The sequence below is a fragment of the Crassaminicella indica genome (genome assembly GCF_019203185.1).
GTDB classification, from domain to species: domain Bacteria; phylum Bacillota; class Clostridia; order Peptostreptococcales; family Thermotaleaceae; genus Crassaminicella; species Crassaminicella indica.
Window position 1 is genome coordinate 877,048 of the sequence record NZ_CP078093.1, and the last position, 24,873, is coordinate 901,920.

The following is a 24,873-nucleotide window of genomic DNA, read 5'->3' on the forward strand; positions in this document are numbered from 1 at the left end:
ATAAATATCTATATATAGGGAAATTTAGTATGAATAGAAAAAATAATATATTTTTTTTCATAAATACTCCCTTCAATTTAAAAAATGACTTAATATGCTCTAACCATTAGTTTAACATATATTATCCTATTCTATTATATCACAATCCTATTCCATTTTTTATCATTTTAAACACAGCTAAATATCGTTATATCTATAATGATATAGTTGAAGTTTATTGATTATTTTTTATAAGTTATCCACATATATCCACAAGTATTTGTGGATATGTAAAGCTTGTCCACTATATCTTGTCCTCATATTGATTCAAATTTAAGAAATAATCTAAAGTTCCTCTATATAAACCTCTCTCAAAACGATTATTGCTTGTTAAAGTAATATTATGTCCTTTCTTTAAAAGAACATCCACAAAAGGCATTAGCTTTTCTTCATAAATCTTCATAGATTCTTTTGGAAGAACTCCAGGCCAACCACTACAGCTAAGCGTTACTCTTCGATGTTTTGTACTAACCTGAGATGGAATATCATTATAAGCAATATCATCCTTTTCAAATATATATTTTTTTACATCTCCATGAGGAATTCCTTCAATAGCTTTTACCTGAATAGGTGATACAGATGCATCGTAAGGATCAGCTGTCAAATCTAATATAATACTATCTTCTTTTAAAAACTTGATATATTCATTTGGAACAATATATTTAGAAAAATCTATTCTCCTCGTTGCATCTATCAATAAATCCGTATCAGAAAAAATATCTGGTAATAAATTTTTATGCTTTGTAATATGTCTTCCAATATATTGCACCATAACACCCGGCAAATCCTGTTCTATTATCTTATCTAATAGTGCTTCATCTCCAAAAGACATACATATTCTTCCTGCTCTTACTCCTAACTGACCCATTCCAATAATCGTTACCTTTATAGGTCCTCTATTCCTTGAAAAGAAATCTTTTTTTCTTTTTTTCATTTCCTGAAAAGCAGCTCTTATACCACCTAAAGCTGTTAATTCATATGTTACTACCATTCGATTATGTTCATCATCAACAATAGAATCCATAGAATAGGAAATAATTTCTTTTTCTTTTAATTTTTCAACAATCTTTGGTCTTGAATCATAATGGAGCATAGAAATTAAGCTGCTCTTTTTTGGCATCATTTCTAATTCTTGAATCTTTGGAGCCTTTAGTACAATTACTAAATCCTTTTTATAAATTTCTTCATGCGGTACAAATTTCACTTTATTATTAGCTTTTAAATAATCTTCCTTGTGAAAACCCATTTCAACTCCATAATTTTCTTCCAAAAAAATATCTATATCATATGAACACAGCTTTTCAATAAAGCTTGGAAGAAAAGCTCTAATCTCACCGTTAATACCGTATATTTTAGGCAATCCTATTGAAGTAATCTTTTGCACATAGCTTCACCCTTTCATTTCCTATACTATATCTACTATTTTATGAATTATTTTAATATTTATAATACATTTTTTCAACCCCTAAAAAAATAGAGAGACATCAAATAGTCTCTCTACTTACTTAACATTTCCTTTACTTCATCCTTCGAAACCACTCTTCCAGAAGCTTTCACAGCTCCATCTACTACTATAGCTGGAGTTTTCATTACTCCAAAGGATAAAATCTCCTTCATTTCTGTTACCTTTTCAAACTCTGCATCAATTCCTAGTTCTTTCGCTGCCTGTACTGCATTTTCATAAAGTGCTGTACAGTTTTTACATCCTCCACCTAAAATCTTAATATTCATAAATAACCCTCCTATAAAATAATATTAAATAAATACCCTACAAATATAATAGATATTCCTGTAATAGTAATAAATATCCCAATAAGCTTTGGTTTCATCACCTGCTTTAAAAGAATCATTTCAGGCAATGATAAAGCTACTACACTCATCATGAACGAAAGAGCTGTTCCTACTCCTACCCCTTTATTAATCAAAGCCTCTACAATAGGCACTGTTCCTACTGCATTTGAATAAAGAGGAATTCCTAATACAACTGCTACAAATACTGCCAATGGATTATTAGGTCCTGCATATTTTACTAAAAAATCCTCTGGAGCATAACCGTGAATCCATGCCCCTATACCAATTCCTAATATTACATAAATCCATACTCTCTTTACAATATCTTTTACTGCATTAAAAGCAAATTTTACTCTTTTTTTATGATTCATCTCTTCGATGACTGCTTCACCCATATGCATCTGATAAACATATTCTTCTACTAAATGCGTTAAATTAAGCTTTTCAATAACAATTCCTGCAACAATTCCTATCACCATTCCTGCTGCCGTATAAAGAAATGCTATCTTAAATCCAAAGCTTATGAATAAAAATCCTAATGCAATTTCATTAACAATAGGTGATGTAACTAAAAATGTAAATGTAACCCCAAGTGGAATACCCGATTCCACAAAGCCTATGAATATAGGCACTGTCGAGCATGATCAGAAAGGAGATAATACTCCTAATATAGCTGCTGCTACATGTGCCCAAATACCACCAAACTTTGAAAGCATTCCTTTTACTTTTTCTGGTGGAAAATAGCTTCTCACATAAGAAATAGTGAAAATCATAAAGCTAAGAAGTAAAATGATTTTTAGTGTATCATATATGAAAAAATTTACACTATCTCCTAATCTAGAATGTAAATCTAGCCCTAATAACTTTTCTACAAACCAATCGGCAAATCCTTTTAACATTAAAAATTCCTCCCTTCTTAATTTTCTCCACAATATACATAAATTATTTTTTCTTCATTTCTAATTGTTCATGTGCCTCTTTTAATTTTTTTGCTAAAATATCCTGTACTACCTCTAAAACCGTATATATTTCTCTATATCTTACACTATATAAAACCTGTAGTCCTTCCTTTCTGCTTGAAAGTATACCCTGATCCTTTAAAATCTTAAGATGCTGAGATACATTTGATTGCTCTAATTCTAAATCTTCATATATGTGACATACACAAAGCGCTTCTTCATCTTTCAACCTCTCAAGAATTTGTATTCTAGTTGGATGAGCTAATGCTTTTAATAGTGATGAAGATAATTCATAATACATTGCATTCATTTTATCTCTCCTTACTATATTAGAATATTATAATATAATTATATGTTAAGAAATATATCAATGCAACTATTTTTTTCATCTTTCCTTTCCTTGTTTTTTTCTTCTATTATGGTATACTAGATAAGGAAAATAAGATAATTAGGAGTGTGCTTATGTCAAACAATATTGAAGTTGGAAACATTATAGTAGGAAAAGTAACTGCTATCAAGCCTTTCGGTGCTTTCGTAGCATTAGAAGAAGGAAAAGAAGGATTAGTTCATATTTCACAAATCGCTCACGGTTTCGTAAAAAATATTAACGAACATCTTTCTATTGGGGATGAAGTAAAAGTAAAAATATTATCAGTAGATGAAGAATCTGGCAGAATTTCACTTTCTATTCGTGAAACATTACCAGCTCCTGAAGCTACTGAAGGAAAATCAGAACGTCCTCGCCGTCCAAGACAAAAAAAGAGTGGAATGAACTATCAAGACCCAAAAAATAGAGAAAGCTTTAACTCTCTTGGAGAGCACTTAAAAGCTTGGTTAGAACAATCAAAAAAATAATCAAAAGAACCCACTGCTTTATAACAGGGGTTCTTTTTCATTATAAACTTAATAACGCTGTATAAAAAGGAATAAAAATTAAACTTGCAATAGTAGTCACACTAACCATCACTGTTGCATACTTATAATCTGCTTCATATGCCTGCGCCACGATTGCACTTTGAGTCATTACTGGCATAGCAGCTTCTATAACAAATACCTTTTTCATTAATAGAGGTACATCAAAATAATAGCAAGCTGAAAAAACGATCAATGGGCAAAATATAAACCTTCCAATCAAAAGCATAATCATATTTTTATCAAATCGAATATCCTTTATATTGATTTCATGAATAATTATTCCTATAAAAAACATAGAAAGTGCTGTAGTAAGATTTCCTATAGACCTACAGCTGTTTATAATAAACTTCGGCAACATTATTTTTAATAATATAAAAATAAGTGCTACTAAAAAACCCATCAGTGGTGGAGAAAAAATTCGCTTAACTGTATTTAGTGTAAAAATCCCTTCTTGATCATTTCTTCCACTATCCTTTCGAATATTATACACACCAATAGTCCAAAATGTAGTAGTGTTTGCAATATAATAAAGCAGTACCATTGGAACACTTTTTTCACCAAACAATGATAAATTTACAGGAAGTCCTATGAAAATCGTATTTGATAAAGCAAACATAGATTGAAATAATCCTCTCCTATTTGGAGGAATTTTCAAAAGCCTTGCTATGAGGATACTCACTCCATAAGCTAAAAACATGGTAAAAAAAGCTATCCCTATTCCAAGCTTTGATTCCATCAGCATGTCCTTATTAAAATTCTTCATTAAATTTGAAAACATCAATGCCGGTAGTGATACACTTACTACTAGCTTAGAAAATAATTTAGAAGCTTTATCATCTAACCATCCTTTATGCGCTAAAAAATATCCTACACCAATCATAATCACTATACTCAACACACTTTGTACAGCATCTGCTATTATCAATTTACTATCTCCTCGTATAATAAGTTTAAGTAATAAATTATTATCTATTGACTTGGATATTGAGCCCTATTCCTAGATAATAGAAGTATGGAATAAGGATCTATCTGGAAAAAGGCTGATGTCTCCTGCAGCAAGACTGCATTGAAAGACTGTCTCCCAGCCAACAGTTGTACTGCAAACTCACAAGCTGTATCTCTTGCCTGTCATACCGAATGTTAGCAGCTTCGGAGCAGCTTATGATTGGCAAGTATTGAATACTCATAAGCGAGGTTGTTGCCACCCTGTTGGTAACTAGGGATAGGTTTCAGTATCCAAGCCGTTCCAAATTCATAGAAAGGAGGTCCTATCCATGAAATTGTTTATTGGTATTGATGTTAGTTCTGAAAAACTTGACATTTGTTTTCTTGATAGTGAAGATCAAATTCTGCTTGAGATTTCACTACCAAATAATATCATTGGTGCTAGTAAAATCAAAGAGCATATTATAAGATTTACTGAGCATATCCAATATAAGCGCATCATTGTTGGTATGGAAGCCACTTCTGTTTACAGTTTTCATCCTTCAGCTTTCCTAGCAGAAGATGCTGAATTAAAGTCCTTAGGAATCGAAGTTGTTGTCATGAATCCAAAGACCATTCATCGCTTTAAAGGACTCTTTGAAGAAGACAAAACCGATAAAATAGATGCTTACCGTATTGCAGACTTTCTTCGTTTTGATCGTTTCAATATTTCTTTGATTAAAGAAGAACAATATATGGCTTTGCAAAGATTAACTAGATCACGTTACCAGCTCATTGGTCAACTGACTGAAATGAAGCAACATTTTTTAGAAAATCTTTATTACAAATGTAATACCCTCACTAAAGAAATCGATACATCTGTCTTTGGTTCAACTATGATGGACTTACTAACAGACTCTATGTCTCTTGAAGACATTGCCAATATGTCTTTGGAAGATTTGGCAACTGTTTTACAACAAAAAGGTCGCGGTCGCTTTAGCAATCCTCAAAAGCTTGCAAAGTCACTTTCCAAAGCCATTAGAGACTCTTATCGACTAGGAAAAGTCATGAAGAATTCAGTCGATGTTGTCTTAGCTTCATACGCTATGATGATCAAAACTATAAAAAAGCAAATCAAAGAACTTGATAAAGCTATTCAGGCACTGTTTGAAGTTCTGCCCGAATCTAAATCATTGCTCAGTATTCCTGGTATTGGACCAGTTTATGCTGCTGGTATCATCGCCGAAATCGGTCAAATTGAACGATTTGAAAATGAAGCGAAGATTGCCAAGTATGCAGGTCTTTACTGGAAACGAAAACAATCCGGCAATTTTGAAGCTGAAAGAACGACTATGACCAAAACGGGGAATCATTACCTTCGTTATTACTTGATTGAAGCTGCCAATTCAGTTATGCGAAATGAACCCGTTTATAGAGAATACTATCTCAAAAAGTATCATGAAGTTCCCAAACATCAACATAAAAGAGCCCTCGTCCTTACCGCAAGAAAATTTGTGCGCATGGTGGATGTGCTGCTACGCAATCACCAACTTTATGCACCTGAAAGGAGTGTATAATATCGAATAATATTCGATGCGTAATCCTTTCGTTTTATGCCTAATTTTCCTTAGGTTTATTAAGTGATGCCTTTTTTAAGAAATATTTTCATAAATTTAGTAAAAAATTATCTGTTTTCATCTTGACTTATTACCACAAGTCTTTTTTCTTTTTCTCTAAATTTATCTTATTATGCAAAATCTGTCAACTACATAAAAATCACTTGCTATTTATGAAAACAGCAAGCGATCACTCAATAAATCCTCTGATTGTGTCTTTTCAAAACAAGCTAAAAGCTTTTCTATTGTTAAATTTTTCTTTTCTTTTCCTCTAATATCTAATACTGCTTTTCCTTTGTGCATCATAATAAGCCGATTACCTAGTTTTATGGCTTGATTTAAGTTATGTGTTACCATAAGTGTTGTCATTTTTCTTTCACTTATAATATTTTCTGTCAAATTGATAATCCTCTCAGAGGTTTTTGGATCTAACGCTGCTGTATGTTCATCTAAAAGGAGAATATGAGGCTTGGATAGAGTAGCCATAAGGAGAGATAATGCTTGCCTTTGACCTCCTGATAATAATCCTACCTTTGTATTTAACTGGTTTTCAAGTCCTAATGAAAGCTTAGATAAAAGTTCTTTAAAAAATGGAATATCTTTTTTGGAAACGCCCATTGATAAATTAAATTTCTTCCCTTTATTCAATGCCATAGACAAATTTTCTATGATATTCATTGAAGGCGATGTTCCCATAGTAGGATCTTGAAACACTCTTCCTATCATTCTTGTACGTTTAAATTCCGGCTCATATACTATCTCATTGTTCTTTAATAGAATAGAACCTTCATCTGCTTGAATAGAACCAGCTATCATATTTAAAAGTGTTGATTTTCCAGCCCCATTACTTCCAATAATAGTAATAAAATCTCCTTCTTCTACATCCAATGAAAATCTATCAAAAACAACTTTTTCATTAACCGTATTTTTATTAAATGTTTTACACAGATTTCGGATTAGTAGCAACAGCTTCACCCCCTATTGAAAATAATTTCTTCCCTTTGAAAGGATTTTTTCCCTGATTGACTGCTAATGCTATAACAACAATAATAGCTGTAATCAATTTTAAATCAGTTGGTGGAAATCCAAGCTTTAATGCAAAAGCTGTACTGGTTTTATATAAGATAGATCCTAACAGAGCCATTGTAGTAGGAACAATCAAAGGAACTCTTTTAAAAATAGCTTCCCCAAAGATAATAGAAGCAAGACCCATAACAATAATTCCTGTCCCCATGCCAACATCTGAAAATCTTTGATATTGAGCAACAAGTGAACCTGATAATGCTACTAGTCCATTTGAAAGCATAAGAGCAATTATCTTAATCCTACCTATATCAATGCCTAGAGATGTAACCAGCTGAGGATTATCCCCTGTAGCTTTTACAACAAACCCAAATTTTGTTTTTAAAAAGAAATCTAATAAAAGCTTCAATAAAATGGCAAATATAAAAATAATCCAAATAGATTCTAAGCTACTGCTAAATATAGTTTGTTTATTAAATAAGGGAACATTTGCTTTTCCCATTATCCTTAGATTAACTGAATATAACCCAATCATCACTAATATACCTGATAATAGATTAGTAATTTTAAATTTTACATGAAGGTATCCTGTAACACCTCCTGCAATCATACCTGCTATAAATGAAGCAGCTGTTGCTGCAAATGGATTAATATCAATAACCAAAAGGGCAGCTGTAACAGCCGCTCCCAATGGAAAACTGCCATCTACTGAAAGGTCTGGAAAATCTAATATCTTATAAGTAATATATACACCAAGAACCATTACCCCAAATAGTAGTCCTTGTTCTAAAATATTTAACCAAAAGCTCATTATTGATCGCCTCCTAATAATTTTGCTTTATTCTTCAATTCCTGAGGCAGTTTTATCCCTAATGCTTTTAAAGTATCTAAATTGATTACTAGCTCAGTTTCCTTTAAAGTCTCTATAGACATATCCTTTGGAGCTTTTCCTTTGATTACTTCTACTGCTAAAAGTCCTGTCTGAAATCCTAATTGATAGTAATCAATTCCTTCTGTAGCCAACGCTCCATTTTCTACATGCGCCTTTTCTGCTCCAATGATTGGAATTTGATTTTTTATACATTCTGCTGATACTAAAGGCATAGCTGAAGCAACAAGATTATCAGTAGGAGTATATAAAACATCTATTTTATCAATTAGTTCATTTAACGCTTGTGGTACTTCATTCACACTTGTAATCCCTGCTGTAATTATTTCTAACCCAAACTCAGGTGCTACTTTTTTTGCATGATTGATTTGTATTTCAGAATTTGTTTCACTTGTATTATATAAAATCCCAACTTTTTTCCCTTCAGGCACTAATTTTTTTATTAACTCAAACTGTTTTTTAATAGGTGCCATATCACTTGTTCCTGCAACATTTGTTCCTGACTTTTCCCAAGATGAAACAAGTCCTGCTTCTTTAGGATCTGTTACAGCTGTGATGATAATAGGAATATCCTTTGTAGCATTAAAAGCTGCTTGAGCTGTTGGTGTTGCAATAGCCAATATCATATCCTTTTTTTGAGCTACAAAGTTTTGTGCAATTGTTTGTGCTGTTGGCATATCCCCTTGTGCATTTTGAAAATCAATTTCTACATTTTCTCCATCTTTAAATCCTCTTTCTTTTAGAGCATCAATAAAGCCATTTCTTGCTGCATCTAAGGCTGGATGCTCTACAATTTGAGTAATCCCTATTTTTATGGTGCTTTCTTTGCTATCTTCCTTTGAGGTTGTTGAAGCTTTCTTATTTGTGCATCCTGCCAATAATAACAAGCCTAACAATAATAATAAAATTCTCTTTGAAAAAATTTTTCCTACCATGCTACCATCCTCCTAAATATTTATTTTTTAAAATAAAAAAACTCCCACAAGGAGAGTATTTTTGTACACTAAAACAAGCCCTTTTAAAAAGGGTGATTTACCTTATTTCCTACAAAACTACCCACCTACATATTTCAATAACATTTATGAAACAAGCTCTACCAACCTACTAAATTAAATCTGATTATACAGAAAATTCATATATATGTCAATACCAAATATAAAATTTAAAAATTATTTTATATCAGGAATAGATCTGTGCGCTAATCCGATTACAACTTCATTCAAATGAAGTAATCCTATGCTCATAAAAATACATACACTTAAGTGTTCTCCATATCTTGCAATGCCTATTTTCCCGCCAACATTAAGTCCATTTGCTTTTGCTGCTACCTGCATTATGGCTTCTCTAGCTGCTCCTGCAACAGCCCCGTCATGAACATGAGACTCTACAATCACACCTGTTCTCCTTGCTGAAATAATCGCTCTTTCTATAATTTTTGGAATGGAATCAATTAAATTTCCACCTATATCAACAGCTACCGTTTTAATTCCTATATTTTTAAACTTTTTTATCATCTCCTCTTCTCCACTTCTTGAAGAAGAAATAGCTATTTTAACTGCTGCTCTAGCAACATCAATACTGTCATATTTCATGATTTTCCTCCTCTTTATTCCTTCCAATATTTTATTTGATTTATTTGTTATCTTTAGAGTACCTAACTTATAGCTTATTAATGGTTAACAATACTCTTTGATTTTCCATTTATACATACTAATCTTATCATATCAAAATATATTGTCCAAATATTCTAGGAGGGTAAAAAATATTAACATCCATAAAATTTTAGATATTTTTCAATATTTGATTGTATATATTCAGCACTATGATTACCATGAAATACATGATTTTGAGAATTTATGCCTTTTTCTTTCAATATTTTATGTAAAATTGAACAACCTTCGTAAAATCTACCTTCATCCTTATCTCCAGCATCAAGATAGACATCAATATCAGAAGAAATATTATTGTTTCTTGCAATATATATTGGATCATATTTTTTCCATACATCCATGTCTTTATAATATGGCTTGTCTTCATCTGCAAGTTCCAGTTCTAAAGCAGGCATATGCCCTCCTACTTTTGAAAACATATGCTGATGTCGAAATGTATTGTGAAGAGCTACATAACCCCCAGCAGATATCCCTCCTAGATATCTTCCTTTTCTATCTTTTATAGTATTGAACGTTTTATCTATTAAAGGTACTATTTCTTTCATAAAGTAATCTTCATACATTCCTAAATTTATGATTCTATTATTATCTCCAGGATCAGGTACCTCTTTACAGATTAAGGATGAATTCACTCCTCTGCTGTTTTCAATTCTTGGACATACAATTATCATAGGCTTAATTTCCCCGTTCTTTATCATTCGATCAACTTTAGTATTTATATCTATTTCAAGCATTAAGTTTTCACTCCCACTTCTTCCATGTAGAAAATATAATACAGGTAGAGGAGTTAAACTATTATAACATTCAGGTAAATACACCAACATTGACATTTCTTTACCAAGCACATCACTATAAAAATTTACTTTTTCTACTTTTGATTTACTCATTTTTATACCACCTTTTGAACTTAAATTGTTATGTTTCTAATACCACCATTAACCATATTTTTCATTTCGAAAGCTCGGCTTCAATAAAATTAATCCATCATATTTTACAATCACTAATTAACTTATACTTAATAGTATACCACTATATGTCATATATTGTTATTATATAAGGTGAAAAATTAGCATCATTTAAATAAAACATTTGATTTTAATATAAACAATTTCCATAGTTATTTATTAACTTTATGTCATTATTCAAATGAAGGTAGAAAAATTACTGATAGAGATATACAAGCTTTAAAAAAAATTATAGAATTAGAAAATGAATTAATACCAAAGAACTGTGATTTGTCTTTATTTAGTAAAAATTCTTATTATAATAGTCTTGTCCCATTATATAATAATTGTACTGACCTGCGCTATGCATCACAACGCCTTAGGAATATATTTAAAGAAATAGATAAAATAAGCATTAAAGCAACATCTCTAATACATTAGGAACAAGACTCAATATCAAGAGTAGATCATAAATAGATGATATATATTGATATAATGAAAAAACTGTAGAAATAAAAGAAGAATGGATCTCAATAATAACTTATTCCGATAACAATATCTTATAGAGAATGATAATAATAAAACATATACGTACTAAAACAAAATTTGCATGGAAAAACAAGGTGAAGTTTACAAATAATTGAATCGTGTAATAATTTTACATATATTCAAAATAATATTATAATAGTTTTAGGCTTTAAAGAAAAGAAAGGATGATAATAATGAGTAACGTTTTAGCAAATTTAAAACCAACCTCTGTTTTTAAGTATTTTGAAGAAATATCAAATATCCCTAGAGGCTCTGGCAACGAAAAAGAAATAAGCGACTATTTAGTTAATTTTGCGAAAAAACATAAACTAGAAGTTATACAAGATGAAGCTCTTAATGTGATCATTAAGAAAAAAGGAACAGCTGGCTACGAGAATGCACCTACTGTTATTCTTCAAGGTCATATGGATATGGTATGTGAAAAAAATAATGATACAATCCATGATTTTGAAAAAGACCCTATAAAATTAAGAATTGAAGGAGATATGATTTATGCTACGGATACTACACTTGGAGCTGATGATGGTATTGCTATAGCTTATGGACTTGCAATTTTAGCATCTGATGATATTCCTCATCCTCCTTTGGAAGTACTTATTACAACATCAGAAGAAACTGGTATGGACGGTGCTATCGCTTTAGATCCAAAAAATATTACAGGAAGATTTCTAATAAATATAGACTCTGAAGAAGAGGGTTTTCTTTTAGTAAGCTGTGCAGGTGGAATCACAGCAAGACAAATACTTCCAATTGTTTGGGAATCTCCAAATAAAAATGATATAGCTTATGAAATCAGCATAAGAGGACTTCATGGTGGTCACTCAGGATCAGACATTGAAAAAGGAAGAGGAAATTCTAATAAATTAATGGGAAGATTTTTAAATGATTTATTAAATACCTTTGATTATACTATTCATAAAATCAGTGGTGGATCTAAAAACAATGCAATTCCAAGAGAAGCTGATACGATTATTTTAATCAATCCAAAGCATGCATCTAAATTGGAAGAAAAAATCAATGAATGGAATAATATTTTTAAAAATGAATTAAAAGCTTCTGATCCAGAAATATATATAGATTATAAAAAATTAGAAAATACCTTTGAAAAAGCATTCTCAAAAGAAACCGCTAAAAAAGCAGTGCAATCACTTGTTCTTATTCCAAATGGCATTCAAACTATGAGTATGGAAATTGAAGGTTTAGTAGAAAGCTCCACAAATTTAGGAGTTGTAACAACAACTGATAATGAAGTAATATTTGAAAGTGCTGTTCGAAGCTCTATAAAAAGCTTAAAGCATAATATATTAGATCAATCAAAGCTTGTTGCTGATCTTTTAGGATGCAAATTTATAGCTAGTGATGACTATCCTGAATGGTCATATAATCCTGATTCAAAGCTTCGCCCAATATTTGTAGATGTATACAAAAAGCTATATGGAAAAGAACCTAAAGTAACAGCTATCCACGCAGGACTTGAATGTGGATTGTTTAAAGAAAAAATCAATGATTTAGATATGATTTCTATAGGTCCTGATATGTTCGATGTACATACACCAAATGAACATTTAAGCATATCTTCTACAGAAAGAACTTGGAATTATCTTCTTGCTGTATTAAAGGAAATAAAATAAGACCAGGCTTTGCCTGATCTTATTTTTTTATAGCTTCACAAATCATATCTCCTACTTCACTAGTAGTACCATTCCCACCTAAATCAGGAGTAAGCTTTTTTCGATCCTTTAATATTTCCTCAATAGCTCCCATTATTTTTTGTCCTAAATCTTCATGCTCTAAAAAATCAAGCATCATTTTTACTGTCCAGATCATAGCAATAGGATTTGCAATTCCTTTTCCTGCAATCTCTGGTGCTGAACCATGAACAGGCTCAAACATAGATGGATATTCTCTTTCAGGATTGATATTTGCACCAGCAGCAAACCCAAGCCCTCCTTGTAGCGTTGCTCCGAGGTCTGTAAGAATATCGCCAAAAAGATTAGAAGCTACCACTACATCAAAGCTTTCTGGACGCTGAATCATATACATAGAAGTTGCATCTACATGAAAGGTTTCTGTTTTTATATCCTTATGCTGTTCTGCTTTTTCTTTAAATATTTTATCCCAAAAAACCATGCTATAATTTAATGCATTAGATTTTGTTACACTAGTAACCTTGTTGAGTTTATTTCTACTCTTTGCCAATCTAAAAGCATACTCCATTACCTTTTCTGTATTTTTTCTAGTAAATACGCTAGTTTGAATAGCTAATTCTTCCTCTGTTCCTTCTCTTTGGATACCTCCAACCCCTGCATATTCACCTTCTGTATTTTCCCTTACAAAAACCATATCAATATCTTTTACTCCTTTATTTTTTAAAGGACAGTCCTCTTCTGCTAAAAGCTTTATAGGTCTTAAATTTATATATTGATTAAATTCCTGTCTTATTTTTAGCAATAAGTCTCGAAGGGATATATGATCTGGCACTCCCGGAAATCCTACTGCACCAAGAAGGATAGCATCATAGCTTTTTAATTTTTCAATTCCATCATCATCCATCATTTTTCCAGTAGTTAAATAATATTCACAGCCCCAATCATACCAATCAAAAATAAACTTGATATCTTTATTTAATTTTTCTAATGTATTCAATACCTTTATCCCTTCCTGCATAACTTCTATACCAATCCCATCTCCAGGAATTACTGCTATCTTATAAGTTTTCACAATTCTTCCTCCTCCGTATATTTATACCTTTTAACGAAACTTTATCATTATCATACTATATTATCATTTATGGTTCAATACAACTATAAAGCGGTAACTTCGTTAGAGGTTTGTGGAGTAGGGGATATTACGGGTACAGTATCTTCTGAAACAATTCAAAAGGAAGAGGCTAGAACTAATGAAAGGAAATACAATTATAATTTACAATCAGGATGCTTCTTTTGTTTTCTTTTGTGAAAATAAAAAGCTTAGCTTCGTTTCTGCAATAATAATCGCACAAAAGATCAGTATACAACCTATAATCATCCGTTCATTTAAAATGTCGCTCATAAAGATTACCCCAAAAATCGTTCCAAATACAGACTCTAATGATAAAATAATAGCTGCATGAGTAGACACAGTATATTTCTGTGCTACATTTTGAATTAAAAATGCACCCATAGTAGATACAAAAGTCATATAACTAAGGGAAATCATTAAATCAACTGCATTCCCCGAAAACTTTGGTACAGGCTCAAGGATTACTGCACCAATAATGCTTAGTATCGCTGTTGCTCCCATCTGTATAGTAGCAAGATTAATAGGGTCCATTCCCTCTGCAAAATATCCTACAGAAGTAATATGAGCTGCAAAAAACACTGCACAAGCAAGTGTAAGGCTATCTCCTATACCTATACTTAAACTTTCTTGTAATGTTAGAAGTCCTATTCCTAAAGCACATAAAAACGCTCCTATTAATGCATACCAATCAGGATGCTTTTTCGTTATTATCCAAACTAAAAATGGTACAATGACTACATTTGTTCCTGTTAAAAAAGCTGATTTGCTAACAGTTGTATATTGTAATCCTATCGTTTGGGTAATAAATGCAATCCACAAAAATATTCCTACAACAAATCCATATTTTAAATCCTTTTTAGTAATTTTTATTGTTCTTTTCCAAAATATAATGGCTAAGGTAATAGAAGCTATACTAAAACGCAAAGCATTCATATAAAAAGGCGTAAGAATATCTAAAGTATCTTTCATTGCTATAAATCCTCCACCCCAAATCATTGCTACTAAAAGTAACGAAAGATCTGCATATAAGCTCGTTTTTTTCTTTTTTGCATTTGATAAACCCACCATTTCTTCCCCGTTACAAAATACCTACAAAAACTTATAAATAAACTAAAGATTTATAAGTTTAATGCTTTATTCCTTGTTCATAGAGTCCAATTTTGCCTAAGCTACTCCTGTTTGATATGACTCTCAAAAGGCGTAAATTCCCCACTAACGAATGGGTACATATCAGTAGTATCTTTTTAAGTGATTAAGCTACTGATTTATCATATTTAGGATAATCTCTAAGGTTAAGGCTTGCATTATAATCTCTATCAATTGCATTTCCACAATCACATTTGTATATTCTATCAGACAACTTTAAATCCTCATTAATCTGACCACATTTACTACACAATTTGCTAGAAGGGAAATATCTATCTGCAATGATTAGCTCAACATTATACCAATTACATTTATATTCAAGTTGCCTTCTGAATTCCCTTAAAGATTGTTTCTGTATAGCTTTTGATAGTTTTCTATTTTTAAGCATACCACTTACATTCAAATCTTCAATAACAATATACTTTGGCTTGGCTTTCACCAAAGATGTTGTTATATGATGAATGTAATTGTCCCTTAATCCTTTAATTTTCCTATAAAGCTTTCTTAGTTTATTTTCAGCTTTTATAATATTTTTAGTTTTGTGGTATTTGTAACGGTTTTCACCTCCTTCTATTTTTGTTTTATTCATTTCATATTTTCTTGAAATTTGTCTTTGAAGTCTTTTATATTTCTTAATTAACTTCTTCATTTTTAGTGATTTGTTAATATTCTTATACTTATCACCACTACTAATTATTGCTAAATCTTTTACACCTAAGTCGATTCCTATAGGCTCTGTTTCTTTATCTTTTATTTCAATTTCTTCTTCAATGCCAACACTAATCCACCAGTTAAGACCATCAAAAGTTATCCTTGGATTAATATATTTAATGTTTTCACCTGTCGGTATCCTATCTTTTTCACCCAACTTAATCCAATTTAATTTTTGTCTATTTTTCTTTTTACTTGTAATTAACTTTTCTAGTTTAACATGAGTATCTGTAAATTTTATCTTCTCTATATCTTGATAAAAGCTAGGTTTAGTTCTTTTTTTAGACTTAAACTTTGGAAATTTACTATATCCATTGAAAAATCTTTTATAAGAGTTACAAGCATCTTTAATAGCTTGTTTTGTGATATTGTTAGAATACTCATTAAGCCATTTATATTCTTCTGTTTTCTTTAGCTGTGTTAGTTCTTTCCTTAAAACGCTATCATTTAAGAATTTACCACCATTTTTATAATTTTCTTTTTGTCTACCTAAAGTCCAATTATATGCCCATCTCGATACCCCTGCACACTCAAAGAGTTTAGTTCTTTGCTTGTTGTTAGGTTTTAACATTACTTTATATGTCCTAATCATCATTTCTCAACTCTCTTATCATTTTCTTAGCTTTGTTAGCTATTTTACCTTGCAGTTTAGCACTAAATACTGTTACAATTTGTATCATATCTTCAACTAACTCTTGCTCATCAGTTTCAGGGGTATTATCTATAATTTCTATTGTAGTACCATATTTTTTACATAGATTTTCAATGAGTTCAAATCCAAATCTAACTAATCTATCTTTGTATAAAACTACTATCTTATCTACTTCTCTATTAGTTATCATGTCTATTAATTTATTTAAGCCTTTTTTATCGTAGTTTATTCCACTACCAATATCAGTTATTATCTCAAACTGATAGCCTTTTGCTATCATATACTCTTTTACATATTTAACTTGTCTTTCTAAATCATCTTTTTGCTTATTGCTACTAACTCTGCAATATCCTATAGTTATCTTGTTTTTAGGATTTATCCCTAACATAGTATTTAATTGTTCTTTACTGTACATTCTATGTCCACCATCAGTAACATAAGCAGGTTTTAATTTACCACTATTATCCCAGTTTCTCAGTGTTTGCTGAGTTTTTCCAATTAATTTAGCAAACTCGCCTATGCTATAATATTTCATATTAACCACCTCATAATTAATTATAGTATAAAACTATAAAAAATTACAAGATTTTTATAAAAATTTATAAATATCTTTTGGCTGTTAATTTACCTCCTTATTTTGTAATAATATGTAATACGAAACAATTTCTGTATTTAGCGTCTCACGAATTAATTTTTCCGTCAAGCTATATTTGATTATAAAAAAATAAGAGCACCTAATTTTAGATACTCTTTATACTTCATAACATATTCCTTTTATAACTATATTACTTTCTCTTTTTAAATCACACATAAAAGGTTCCACAATCCTACCATCCTGCTTAATAACCCTAACAATAGGTCTTAATATATATTCACTATTTATTTCTTCTACTACAGCTATGCTATTATTACTCAAATATACAATAGTTCCGATTGGATAAGGATTTACATTTTTTACAAAAGCTTTTACCATATCCATATTAAAGTGTCTTCCACCTGAACCCATAATATATTCTACTGCTTCATTAGGAGGTAATGGATCTCTATAAGGTCTTCCTGATGTAAGTGCATCATATACTTCTGCAACAGCTGCTATTTTTGACAATTTATAAATTTGTACATCCTTTAAGCCATAAGGATACCCACTGCCATCTACCTTTTCATGATGCTGTAGTGAAATGATTCGTACCTTTGTACTCATATTTGTATTTTCTCTTAAATAGTTAAAGCCTCTTGTTACATGTTCTTTTACTATTTTAAATTCATTATCATCTAATTTTCCTTGTTTGTTGAGAATCTCTTGGGGTATGAACATTTTTCCAATATCATGAACCATCACCCCCATTGTCAAATCATAAAGCTCATTTCTATTTAATCCATAACCAATACCTAAGACTAGTGCCATAATTGCTGAATTTACACTATGATTATATGTATAATTATCTGAACTTTTAATATCCACGAGATTTATCATAATATCTCTTTGGGTAAAAATATCATCAACAATTAATTTTGCCAATTGCTGAATTTGATCTAACTCCTGCTGTGACCGTTTCTCTATTTTTTTTCTTTCAAATTTATTTAATTTATCATCCTCTAGATTTACACAGGTATTAAGGGTAGCTCTAACAGTAGCAATAGCCTTTTGTCTTATTTGAGGCTTTATAATATCATCTAACTCACCTTGACTATACTCATCAATAATATAAATACAATAAAAACCATGCTCTTTTATTCTATTTAATAGACTATTCGTAAGCTTTACACCCTTTGCCAATAAAATACGACCTTTATCATCATATATAGTTTGAGCCAAAAATGTGCTCTCTTTTGCTGCATTTATTGGAACTAATCGCATATAGGCTCCCCCTCAGTTGGGTATTTCATTATTTATAATTAATTTATCAAAATATATCTAGAAAATCAAATGGCTAATTTCCCTATAAAACGACATTTATATATTTTTTAAAAAAGAGGCTCTATCTGAGCCTCTAAAAGCTTATTTTGTAATTTTTTCAATTCCTCCCATATAAGGTCTTAAAACCTCTGGAATCACTACAGAACCATCTTCTTGCTGATAATTTTCAAGTATTGCAGCAACTGTTCTACCTACAGCTAAACCTGATCCATTAAGTGTATGAACATATCCTACCTTTCCTTTAGGCTCTGGTCTGAATCTGATATTTGCACGTCTTGCTTGGAAATCTTCAAAGTTACTGCAAGAAGATATTTCTAAATAACGGTCATAGCTTGGCATCCATACCTCTATATCATAAGTACAAGCTGAACTAAATCCCAGATCTCCTGTACATAGTTTAACTACTCTATAAGGAATATTTAATCTCTTTAATACTTCTTCTGCTGATAAAAGTAACTTTTCTAATTCTGTATCTGATTCTTCAGGTTTTACAAATTTAACTAATTCTACTTTGTTAAATTGATGTTGACGAATCAGCCCTCTTGTATCTCTTCCTGCAGAACCAGCTTCTTTTCTAAAGCATGGAGTATAAGCTGTATGATAAATAGGTAGTGTTTCTCCTTCTAATATTTCATTCATGTAAAGATTTGTTATAGGTACCTCAGCTGTAGGAATCAAGAAAAAGTCCTTACTTGGAATATGGAACATATCATCTTCGAATTTTGGAAGCTGTCCTGTTCCCGTCATACTGTCTCTATTTACCATAAATGGCGGAAGAATTTCTGTAAAACCATGCTCTGTTGTATGTAAATCCAACATAAAGTTAATCACAGCTCTTTCTAATCTTGCACCAAGACCTTTATATACAGTAAATCTTGCTCCTGTAATTTTTCCTGCTCTTTCAAAATCTAATATCCCTAAATCTGTACCGATATCCCAATGGGCTTTATGTTCAAAATCAAATTTTGTAGGCTCTCCCCATTTTTTCACCTCTACATTGTCCTCATCGCTATTTCCTATAGGAACATCTTTTTGAGGAGTATTTGGAATACCTAAAAGAATATTTTTTATTTCCTCTTCAACGTTTTTTACATTCTCATCTAGTTCTTTTATCTTTAAAGATAATGTTTTCATTTCTGCAAGTACCATTGAAGCATCCTTACCTTCTCTTTTAAGCTTTGGAATTTCCTTTGATACGGTATTTTGCTTATTTTTCATTTGTTCTACTTCTTGTAGAATTTTTCTCCTTTTTTCATCTAATACAACCACCTGATTTAATCCAAAATCTCCTTTTCCTCTTCTTTCAACAAGCTCTTTTACTTCATCAAAATTCGTTCTTATCCTTTTGATATCTAACATTTTTAAACCTCCTCTTTTATTTTCAAAAATAAAAACCCCTCATCCCTGTCTAGGGACGAGAGGTTATTCTCCCGCGTTGCCACCCTTATTGGCTAAAATTAAGTCCTCTCTACTGCGATATAACGGTCGCTCCCGACAAAACCTACTACAATTTCAGCCTGCGACTTCAGGATGGATTCAATAACAAATTTCATCGGTTTTCACCAACCACCGACTCTCTAAAGAAATTTTATTATTTACTAATTCCCTTCATTGTCTTTCCTATTTTTTAGGATATTTTAACATATTACATATAGCTTTTCAATGTTTTTATGATTTTATTCATTATTTTTTATCTATTTTCACATTTATAACATTTTCTTGTATACCCAAAAAGCTTAAATATCCACTGGTAACAGCTATCGTCCTACAATACAAGATTACCAATATTTATTTCCTCTAATATAGATGATTGTATCTTTCTACGAAATATAGCATTTATTTTCGCAAAAAGAATCCCCATACTAAAAGGCTTTGTAATATAATCGTCTGCTCCAAGTTCAATTCCTCTTATTTGTTCACTTTCCTCACTTCTTGCAGATAAAATTATAATTGGAAGATTATATTTTTTTCTAATCAATCTTAGGTAGTAAATACCATCAAATTTAGGAAGATGGATATCCAAAATAATTAAGTCCGGCTCTATACGTTTCATACTCCCCACTACATCATTAAAATCTATTTCTTTCTAGTGCTATTTTTAATACTATCTATGATACCACACACAATTTAACATTATTACATAAAATATATTTAAGTCATTCATTTAATTACTCAACTTTCGCATTACAAAAACACCTAACTACTTTTTCCTAAACCTCATTCGTTTTTTATCCTCATATGGTGGAGGTTGCGTAATGATACGGCATATTTGCTTATTTATGATACGGTTCACCCTTATTAACTAAATACATTACTTTCTCTTTCGTTATTTATATTATATACATAATGTAGTATTGTTTAAATAAAAAAAAACTAATATTGTGCTTAGTATAACAACCAAGGGCAATATTAGTTATTCCAATGCTTATCTGTCGAGTAAATACCCGAGACTTCAGCATTAACTATTCAGTTTGAGATTTACTTATTGAGTAAATACCCAAGACGTAAATATCTTATGGTGTTAGTATAGTTTTATGGACACAAATTGGTTAAATATATAAAATAATAACTGAGAGGATGTGTCCATAATGAACAATAAAAAATTCAATCAAGATTTTAAAAAGACAATTGTAGATCTTTATTATTCTGATCGTTCTGTAAAAGAATTAAGCAGCGAATATGGTGTTTCAGATGTCACTATATATAAATGGATTAAAAGATTTTCTCCTATATCTACATCAGATGGAAAAACTACTACATTAAATGATGTAGCAGAATTAAAAAAACAAATTGCACGCCTTCAGGAGGAGAATACTATCTTAAAAAAGGCTATCACCATATTCGCCAAAGCATAAATGACGATCAATTATTTAAAGTTATTACAGAGCAGTCTGATAAACATTCTATACAAGCTATGTGCAAAATACTAGAAGTTTCTCGTAGCTCTTATTATAATGCACTTTGTCATACACCTTCTAATCGAGAACTTGAAAATAAAGAACTAAAAGAAACAATTTATAACATCTATACTCAATCTAAAAGAAGATATGGTGCTCCTAAAATATATCATATGCTTTTAAAAAAAGGATACACAGTTAGCATAAAAAGAGTACAGAGAATAATGCGAAAGCTTGGTATTTATGCTATTACAGTCAAAAAGTATAGACCTTATTCAACAAAACAGAAAGTCATAGAATATCCTAATCTACTTAATCGTGATTTTCAAACCACTGCACTTAATCAAAAATGGGTAACGGATATCACTTATATACATACGATAAAAGATGGATGGTGCTATCTTGCATCTGTTATGGATCTTCATTCTCGTAAAATAATAGGGTATTCATTTGATACTGCTATGACTGTAAATGTAGCCTTACAGGCTGTAAAGAATGCTTATATTTCACAAAACCCTACAGATACACTTGTATTGCATTCCGATTTAGGCTCGCAATATACAAGCATGGAATTTGGGAGGTACCTTAAATCTAAGGGGATACAGCATTCCTTTAGTCGTAAAGGGTGTCCTTATGACAATGCTACTATTGAATCATTCCATTCTGTATTAAAAAAAGAAGAAATTCATCATGTAAAATATATAGATTTTTATACCGCTAAATTAGCTATATTTGAATACATTGAAAGTTGGTACAATAGAAGTCGTATTCATGGATCATTAAAATATAAAACCCCTCAACAAGTAGAAGATGAGGCTAAAATTGTATGTTAAAAACTAACTTTTTGTTGTCCAAAATATTGACATAGATCCACATAATGAAAAATAGTTTAAATCTTTCCCTGTTGCTGTCGGTAAACCAACTGAGTTGATACCCACGTAAAAAAGCTACCTCTTTAATTGAGATAGCTTTCATCTTATCTGCTTTAAAAATTAATCCTTAAAATAGTATTTCCTATATATATCTTTATTTCCCTGTCTCTTTAACAGATTCAAATTTCATATCAAAACCATTTACATAATTCCCATTCAAAGAAATATCTATGATTTTATTTCTACCTGTTTTTTCATCTTTTCCATATATAAATTCGTATTCTCCTAAACTATTACTTTCTACGAACTTGATGGCTTGGATACGTCTTCTTTATTTTTACGGCTAATCTTTTAAATGTATTAATTTCACAATCCATCGTAATTCTTCTTTGCTTACTTTAAGAGCTTCTTCCTTTGATATAGGCCATTTAAATTTGCAACAATCAAAAGTGCCTGATGTCCAAAGCTCCAGGCACTTTTAAAATTATAGAATTTGATTATTTACTATTTGTGATTCACTTCTGCGATATAAATCTTTGAATTCATTCTGCCTGCAATATCTATTGCTTCTCCGGCATCATCCACTGATAAAATAAACCTTCTAGATACCACATCCTTACCAATATGCAGCTCCACATTTGGTCTGGATTTGATTGAATCTGTATGAATTGTGTTTATTTCGGTCCAGTCCCACATATTATGAAACTGGACTCCACAGACAGTGTACAGAATATCCACTCCTTCTTGTGAAATCACATGTTTTCTGTCAGAAAAAGTGGCAAGAATCATGATAATTCCAAATGGTAGGTAAAACCAGTTATGATTTACAGCTGCGTTATAAACAACATAAGCTCCAAAGATGATAACTGCCACCTTTACCCACAGTTTTCGTTCCGGAATGATTCCGTAATATTCCATAGTATCTCCTCTCTTATATTAGCTATATTTGTTTCTATACGTTCTTACATAATCCAGCAGTTCTTCTTTCTGCAAGAGCCTTCATCGCCTTTTTATGTGCTTCTTCAGGTGCACCAGCAGGTCCATGACCCTTTTTTAGCTTACCAAACATATTAGTTCTTGATCCATCAGCATATAAAATATTTCCACCCCAACTTGCAGTAACAATAGCATAAATAGGGTTGATAATATTCATGAAGCAAAATGGCAAGTATGACAGTGTTGGAACTCCAAGTACTGCTGAGTGGTATGCACCGCAAGATGACCAAGGGATAAGTGGTGACCATAAAGTACCACCGTCTTCAAGTGTTCTTGACAGCATGTTCCTACCAAGACCCATTTCGTCAAAGTTATTCTTATACATTGATGAAGGAATGATTAATCCTAAGTACTGGTCGCACATAGTTGTGATACAGAACATTGAAGTCGTAATGGTAACAACAACTAACTGGAATGGAGTCTTAACCTTCTTGATAAGTCCACCAAGAAGTGATTCTACTGAACCAATCTTCTGAAGTATACCACCAAAAGCAACCGCAACTATTACAAGATTGTTAGTCCAAAGCATACTATCCATACCACCTCTATTTACAAGCTTTGTAAACAGTGCGTTTTCTGATTCAGCTGCATATCCATAGTGTAACATTTCGATGCAGTCAGAGATTCCGGCACCCTGGAAAATTAAAGCAAATACACATCCTATCAAGGAAAGAAGTACAACTGAAGGAATAGCTGGCATCTTTATTACTGCTACTACTATAATCAGTAAAATAGGAATAAGAAGAATTGGACTCATATATGTATAGTGGTGAATGATTGAAGCTGATAACTCATTTGCAAGAGTAGGGTCATAGTTCTGAACCTCTGAAAGTGAGAAAAATGCATATATACATGTTGCAATAACTACACTTGGGAAAGTTGTAGTTACCATAGCTGCTACATGATCAAAAAGTCCAGTTTGTGCAGAACCAGCAGCCAGATTTGTTGAGTCTGAAAGTGGTGAGAATTTATCGCCACAACATGCGCCTGAAAGAATAGCACCTGCAATAAGTGCTGGATTTAGTCCCATTGTTGTACCTATAGCCATAAATGCAATACCAAGAGTTGCTGTGACTGTCCATGCTGATCCAAGTGCAACACCTACAACTGCACAAAGAACTGTTACAAATGGAAGGAATACATCCGGTGTAAATAGCTTCAACCCATAATAGACTACCGCCGGGATAGTTCCACATGCAGTAAATGAACCAATCAGGCATCCCACAAGAAGAATGATAATTATTGCTTCAAGGGACTGATTAACAGCTTCCAGACCTGCAGCAAGCATTTCTTTGTAGTTATAGCCGCACAGTTTTCCAATAATCATGGCAACTGCACATGCAAGAGTTACAGGAATATGAGGATCCATTCCCCAGCCAAGTGCATAATTTGTGATCATTACTATCAGAAGAAAAAGAATTGGAATAAGAGCTTCCACTTTGTTAGGCAATCTGACTATCTTGTTTTTTTCACTCATAAAAACACCTCCGAAAATATAATGATTTATCAAATTACAATTCCATCATAATATTCTCTGCGTCAAGGAAGTGTCAATAAATATGAATATTAGTCAATTTTTTT

General features: G+C 31.5%; 24 protein-coding genes and 1 other annotated feature. Of the genes, 4 read left to right on the top strand and 20 right to left on the bottom strand.

From position 1 onward, the window contains the following. Nucleotides 1-283 precede the first annotated feature (283 nt). From KVH43_RS04195 to KVH43_RS04210, 5 genes are all read right to left on the bottom strand, one after another. Nucleotides 284-1,423 carry a Rossmann-fold NAD(P)-binding domain-containing protein gene (locus KVH43_RS04195; RefSeq protein WP_218283621.1) on the bottom strand — a complete coding sequence of 380 codons (1,140 nt, stop codon included), beginning with the start codon at nucleotides 1,421-1,423 and terminating at the stop codon, nucleotides 284-286. Between the two features lie 113 nt (nucleotides 1,424-1,536). Further along, a complete protein-coding gene (locus tag KVH43_RS04200) occupies nucleotides 1,537-1,770 on the bottom strand; it encodes a thioredoxin family protein (RefSeq protein WP_218283622.1) in 234 nt (77 codons plus the stop codon). An 11-nt stretch (nucleotides 1,771-1,781) separates the two neighbouring features. Next, nucleotides 1,782-2,462: a permease gene (locus KVH43_RS04205; protein WP_338028359.1), complete on the bottom strand. Its 681-nt coding sequence runs from the start codon at nucleotides 2,460-2,462 to the stop codon at nucleotides 1,782-1,784. A gap of 12 nt (nucleotides 2,463-2,474) precedes the next feature. After that, complete coding sequence (locus tag KVH43_RS13365; protein WP_338028360.1) at nucleotides 2,475-2,729, bottom strand: hypothetical protein; 255 nt, start codon at nucleotides 2,727-2,729, stop codon at nucleotides 2,475-2,477. A 43-nt stretch (nucleotides 2,730-2,772) separates the two neighbouring features. Continuing rightward, a complete protein-coding gene (locus KVH43_RS04210) occupies nucleotides 2,773-3,099 on the bottom strand; it encodes an ArsR/SmtB family transcription factor (protein WP_218283623.1) in 327 nt (108 codons plus the stop codon). Nucleotides 3,100-3,251: 152 nt separating this feature from the next. On the opposite strand from KVH43_RS04210, the gene yugI reads away from it, so the two are divergent. Beyond that, nucleotides 3,252-3,644, top strand: a complete 393-nt coding sequence (yugI, locus tag KVH43_RS04215) for a S1 domain-containing post-transcriptional regulator GSP13 (RefSeq protein WP_218283624.1) — start codon at nucleotides 3,252-3,254, stop codon at nucleotides 3,642-3,644. Between the two features lie 40 nt (nucleotides 3,645-3,684). On the opposite strand, the gene KVH43_RS04220 is transcribed toward yugI, so the two are convergent. Further along, nucleotides 3,685-4,629 carry an AEC family transporter gene (locus KVH43_RS04220; RefSeq protein WP_218283625.1) on the bottom strand — a complete coding sequence of 315 codons (945 nt, stop codon included), beginning with the start codon at nucleotides 4,627-4,629 and terminating at the stop codon, nucleotides 3,685-3,687. A 349-nt stretch (nucleotides 4,630-4,978) separates the two neighbouring features. Here KVH43_RS04220 and KVH43_RS04225 point away from each other — a divergent pair, with 349 nt between their 5' ends. Continuing rightward, nucleotides 4,979-6,205 (top strand): IS110 family RNA-guided transposase, encoded by a 1,227-nt coding sequence (locus KVH43_RS04225; RefSeq protein ID WP_218283626.1) that lies wholly within the window; start codon nucleotides 4,979-4,981, stop codon nucleotides 6,203-6,205. 210 nt (nucleotides 6,206-6,415) lie between these two features. On the opposite strand, the gene KVH43_RS04230 is transcribed toward KVH43_RS04225, so the two are convergent. The 5 genes from KVH43_RS04230 to KVH43_RS04250 all read right to left on the bottom strand — a co-directional run bounded on the left by KVH43_RS04230 (nucleotide 6,416) and on the right by KVH43_RS04250 (nucleotide 10,713). Next, nucleotides 6,416-7,210: an ABC transporter ATP-binding protein gene (locus KVH43_RS04230; RefSeq protein ID WP_218283627.1), complete on the bottom strand. Its 795-nt coding sequence runs from the start codon at nucleotides 7,208-7,210 to the stop codon at nucleotides 6,416-6,418. Then, entirely contained in the window at nucleotides 7,185-8,078 is an 894-nt protein-coding gene (locus KVH43_RS04235) for an ABC transporter permease (RefSeq protein WP_218283628.1), read from the bottom strand. Before KVH43_RS04235 ends, KVH43_RS04230 begins: the two co-directional genes overlap by 26 nt. Beyond that, nucleotides 8,078-9,091 (bottom strand): ABC transporter substrate-binding protein, encoded by a 1,014-nt coding sequence (locus tag KVH43_RS04240; protein ID WP_218283629.1) that lies wholly within the window; start codon nucleotides 9,089-9,091, stop codon nucleotides 8,078-8,080. The genes KVH43_RS04235 and KVH43_RS04240 overlap by 1 nt, the downstream gene beginning before the upstream one ends. Nucleotides 9,092-9,325: 234 nt before the next feature. After that, nucleotides 9,326-9,748: a HutP family protein gene (locus KVH43_RS04245; RefSeq protein ID WP_218283630.1), complete on the bottom strand. Its 423-nt coding sequence runs from the start codon at nucleotides 9,746-9,748 to the stop codon at nucleotides 9,326-9,328. 173 nt (nucleotides 9,749-9,921) lie between these two features. Continuing rightward, a complete protein-coding gene (locus tag KVH43_RS04250; protein WP_218283631.1) occupies nucleotides 9,922-10,713 on the bottom strand; it encodes an alpha/beta hydrolase in 792 nt (263 codons plus the stop codon). Nucleotides 10,714-11,492: 779 nt separating this feature from the next. Here KVH43_RS04250 and KVH43_RS04255 point away from each other — a divergent pair. Continuing rightward, complete coding sequence (locus KVH43_RS04255; RefSeq protein WP_218283632.1) at nucleotides 11,493-12,950, top strand: aminoacyl-histidine dipeptidase; 1,458 nt, start codon at nucleotides 11,493-11,495, stop codon at nucleotides 12,948-12,950. Nucleotides 12,951-12,969: 19 nt separating this feature from the next. Here the strand turns inward: KVH43_RS04255 and KVH43_RS04260 are convergent, their stop codons facing one another. The 7 genes from KVH43_RS04260 to KVH43_RS04290 all read right to left on the bottom strand — a co-directional run bounded on the left by KVH43_RS04260 (nucleotide 12,970) and on the right by KVH43_RS04290 (nucleotide 20,589). Further along, on the bottom strand, nucleotides 12,970-14,040 hold the full coding sequence (locus KVH43_RS04260; RefSeq protein WP_276572122.1) for a tartrate dehydrogenase: 1,071 nt from the start codon (nucleotides 14,038-14,040) through the stop codon (nucleotides 12,970-12,972). 207 nt (nucleotides 14,041-14,247) lie between these two features. Then, entirely contained in the window at nucleotides 14,248-15,165 is a 918-nt protein-coding gene (locus KVH43_RS04265; RefSeq protein WP_255547806.1) for a DMT family transporter, read from the bottom strand. A 187-nt stretch (nucleotides 15,166-15,352) separates the two neighbouring features. Further along, on the bottom strand, nucleotides 15,353-16,549 hold the full coding sequence (locus KVH43_RS04270; RefSeq protein ID WP_218284071.1) for an RNA-guided endonuclease InsQ/TnpB family protein: 1,197 nt from the start codon (nucleotides 16,547-16,549) through the stop codon (nucleotides 15,353-15,355). Beyond that, on the bottom strand, nucleotides 16,542-17,144 hold the full coding sequence (locus KVH43_RS04275; RefSeq protein WP_218283634.1) for an IS607 family transposase: 603 nt from the start codon (nucleotides 17,142-17,144) through the stop codon (nucleotides 16,542-16,544). Before KVH43_RS04275 ends, KVH43_RS04270 begins: the two co-directional genes overlap by 8 nt. A gap of 216 nt (nucleotides 17,145-17,360) precedes the next feature. Beyond that, nucleotides 17,361-18,467 carry an HD-GYP domain-containing protein gene (locus KVH43_RS04280; RefSeq protein ID WP_218283635.1) on the bottom strand — a complete coding sequence of 369 codons (1,107 nt, stop codon included), beginning with the start codon at nucleotides 18,465-18,467 and terminating at the stop codon, nucleotides 17,361-17,363. A 141-nt stretch (nucleotides 18,468-18,608) separates the two neighbouring features. After that, nucleotides 18,609-19,886 carry a serine--tRNA ligase gene (gene serS / locus KVH43_RS04285; protein WP_218283636.1) on the bottom strand — a complete coding sequence of 426 codons (1,278 nt, stop codon included), beginning with the start codon at nucleotides 19,884-19,886 and terminating at the stop codon, nucleotides 18,609-18,611. A gap of 48 nt (nucleotides 19,887-19,934) precedes the next feature. Next, nucleotides 19,935-20,148: a binding site (T-box leader), on the bottom strand. A gap of 144 nt (nucleotides 20,149-20,292) precedes the next feature. After that, nucleotides 20,293-20,589 carry a response regulator gene (locus tag KVH43_RS04290; protein WP_255547807.1) on the bottom strand — a complete coding sequence of 99 codons (297 nt, stop codon included), beginning with the start codon at nucleotides 20,587-20,589 and terminating at the stop codon, nucleotides 20,293-20,295. 526 nt (nucleotides 20,590-21,115) lie between these two features. On the opposite strand from KVH43_RS04290, the gene KVH43_RS04295 reads away from it, so the two are divergent. After that, nucleotides 21,116-22,257 (top strand): IS3 family transposase gene (locus KVH43_RS04295; protein WP_420829648.1). Its coding sequence is split into 2 segments (ribosomal slippage): nucleotides 21,116-21,356 and nucleotides 21,356-22,257, totalling 1,143 coding nucleotides; the frame shifts between segments, so codons are not numbered across the junction. A 543-nt stretch (nucleotides 22,258-22,800) separates the two neighbouring features. On the opposite strand, the gene KVH43_RS04300 is transcribed toward KVH43_RS04295, so the two are convergent. After that, nucleotides 22,801-23,214: a hypothetical protein gene (locus KVH43_RS04300; protein ID WP_218283639.1), complete on the bottom strand. Its 414-nt coding sequence runs from the start codon at nucleotides 23,212-23,214 to the stop codon at nucleotides 22,801-22,803. A gap of 34 nt (nucleotides 23,215-23,248) precedes the next feature. Beyond that, nucleotides 23,249-24,769: a Na+/H+ antiporter NhaC gene (nhaC, locus tag KVH43_RS04305; protein ID WP_218283640.1), complete on the bottom strand. Its 1,521-nt coding sequence runs from the start codon at nucleotides 24,767-24,769 to the stop codon at nucleotides 23,249-23,251. Nucleotides 24,770-24,873 lie beyond the last annotated feature (104 nt).

Coding starts and splice junctions, on each gene's coding strand:
- nhaC (WP_218283640.1), bottom strand. CDS start 24,769: ATGAGTGAAAAAAACAAGATAGTCAGATTGCCTAACAAAGTGGAAGCT.
- KVH43_RS04300 (WP_218283639.1), bottom strand. CDS start 23,214: ATGGAATATTACGGAATCATTCCGGAACGAAAACTGTGGGTAAAGGTG.
- KVH43_RS04280 (WP_218283635.1), bottom strand. CDS start 18,467: ATGCGATTAGTTCCAATAAATGCAGCAAAAGAGAGCACATTTTTGGCT.
- KVH43_RS13365 (WP_338028360.1), bottom strand. CDS start 2,729: ATGTTAAAAGGATTTGCCGATTGGTTTGTAGAAAAGTTATTAGGGCTA.
- KVH43_RS04275 (WP_218283634.1), bottom strand. CDS start 17,144: ATGAAATATTATAGCATAGGCGAGTTTGCTAAATTAATTGGAAAAACT.
- KVH43_RS04210 (WP_218283623.1), bottom strand. CDS start 3,099: ATGAATGCAATGTATTATGAATTATCTTCATCACTATTAAAAGCATTA.
- KVH43_RS04255 (WP_218283632.1), top strand. CDS start 11,493: ATGAGTAACGTTTTAGCAAATTTAAAACCAACCTCTGTTTTTAAGTAT.
- KVH43_RS04200 (WP_218283622.1), bottom strand. CDS start 1,770: ATGAATATTAAGATTTTAGGTGGAGGATGTAAAAACTGTACAGCACTT.
- serS (WP_218283636.1), bottom strand. CDS start 19,886: ATGTTAGATATCAAAAGGATAAGAACGAATTTTGATGAAGTAAAAGAG.
- KVH43_RS04245 (WP_218283630.1), bottom strand. CDS start 9,748: ATGAAATATGACAGTATTGATGTTGCTAGAGCAGCAGTTAAAATAGCT.
- KVH43_RS04235 (WP_218283628.1), bottom strand. CDS start 8,078: ATGAGCTTTTGGTTAAATATTTTAGAACAAGGACTACTATTTGGGGTA.
- KVH43_RS04270 (WP_218284071.1), bottom strand. CDS start 16,549: ATGATTAGGACATATAAAGTAATGTTAAAACCTAACAACAAGCAAAGA.
- KVH43_RS04250 (WP_218283631.1), bottom strand. CDS start 10,713: ATGAGTAAATCAAAAGTAGAAAAAGTAAATTTTTATAGTGATGTGCTT.
- yugI (WP_218283624.1), top strand. CDS start 3,252: ATGTCAAACAATATTGAAGTTGGAAACATTATAGTAGGAAAAGTAACT.
- KVH43_RS04240 (WP_218283629.1), bottom strand. CDS start 9,091: ATGGTAGGAAAAATTTTTTCAAAGAGAATTTTATTATTATTGTTAGGC.
- KVH43_RS04225 (WP_218283626.1), top strand. CDS start 4,979: ATGAAATTGTTTATTGGTATTGATGTTAGTTCTGAAAAACTTGACATT.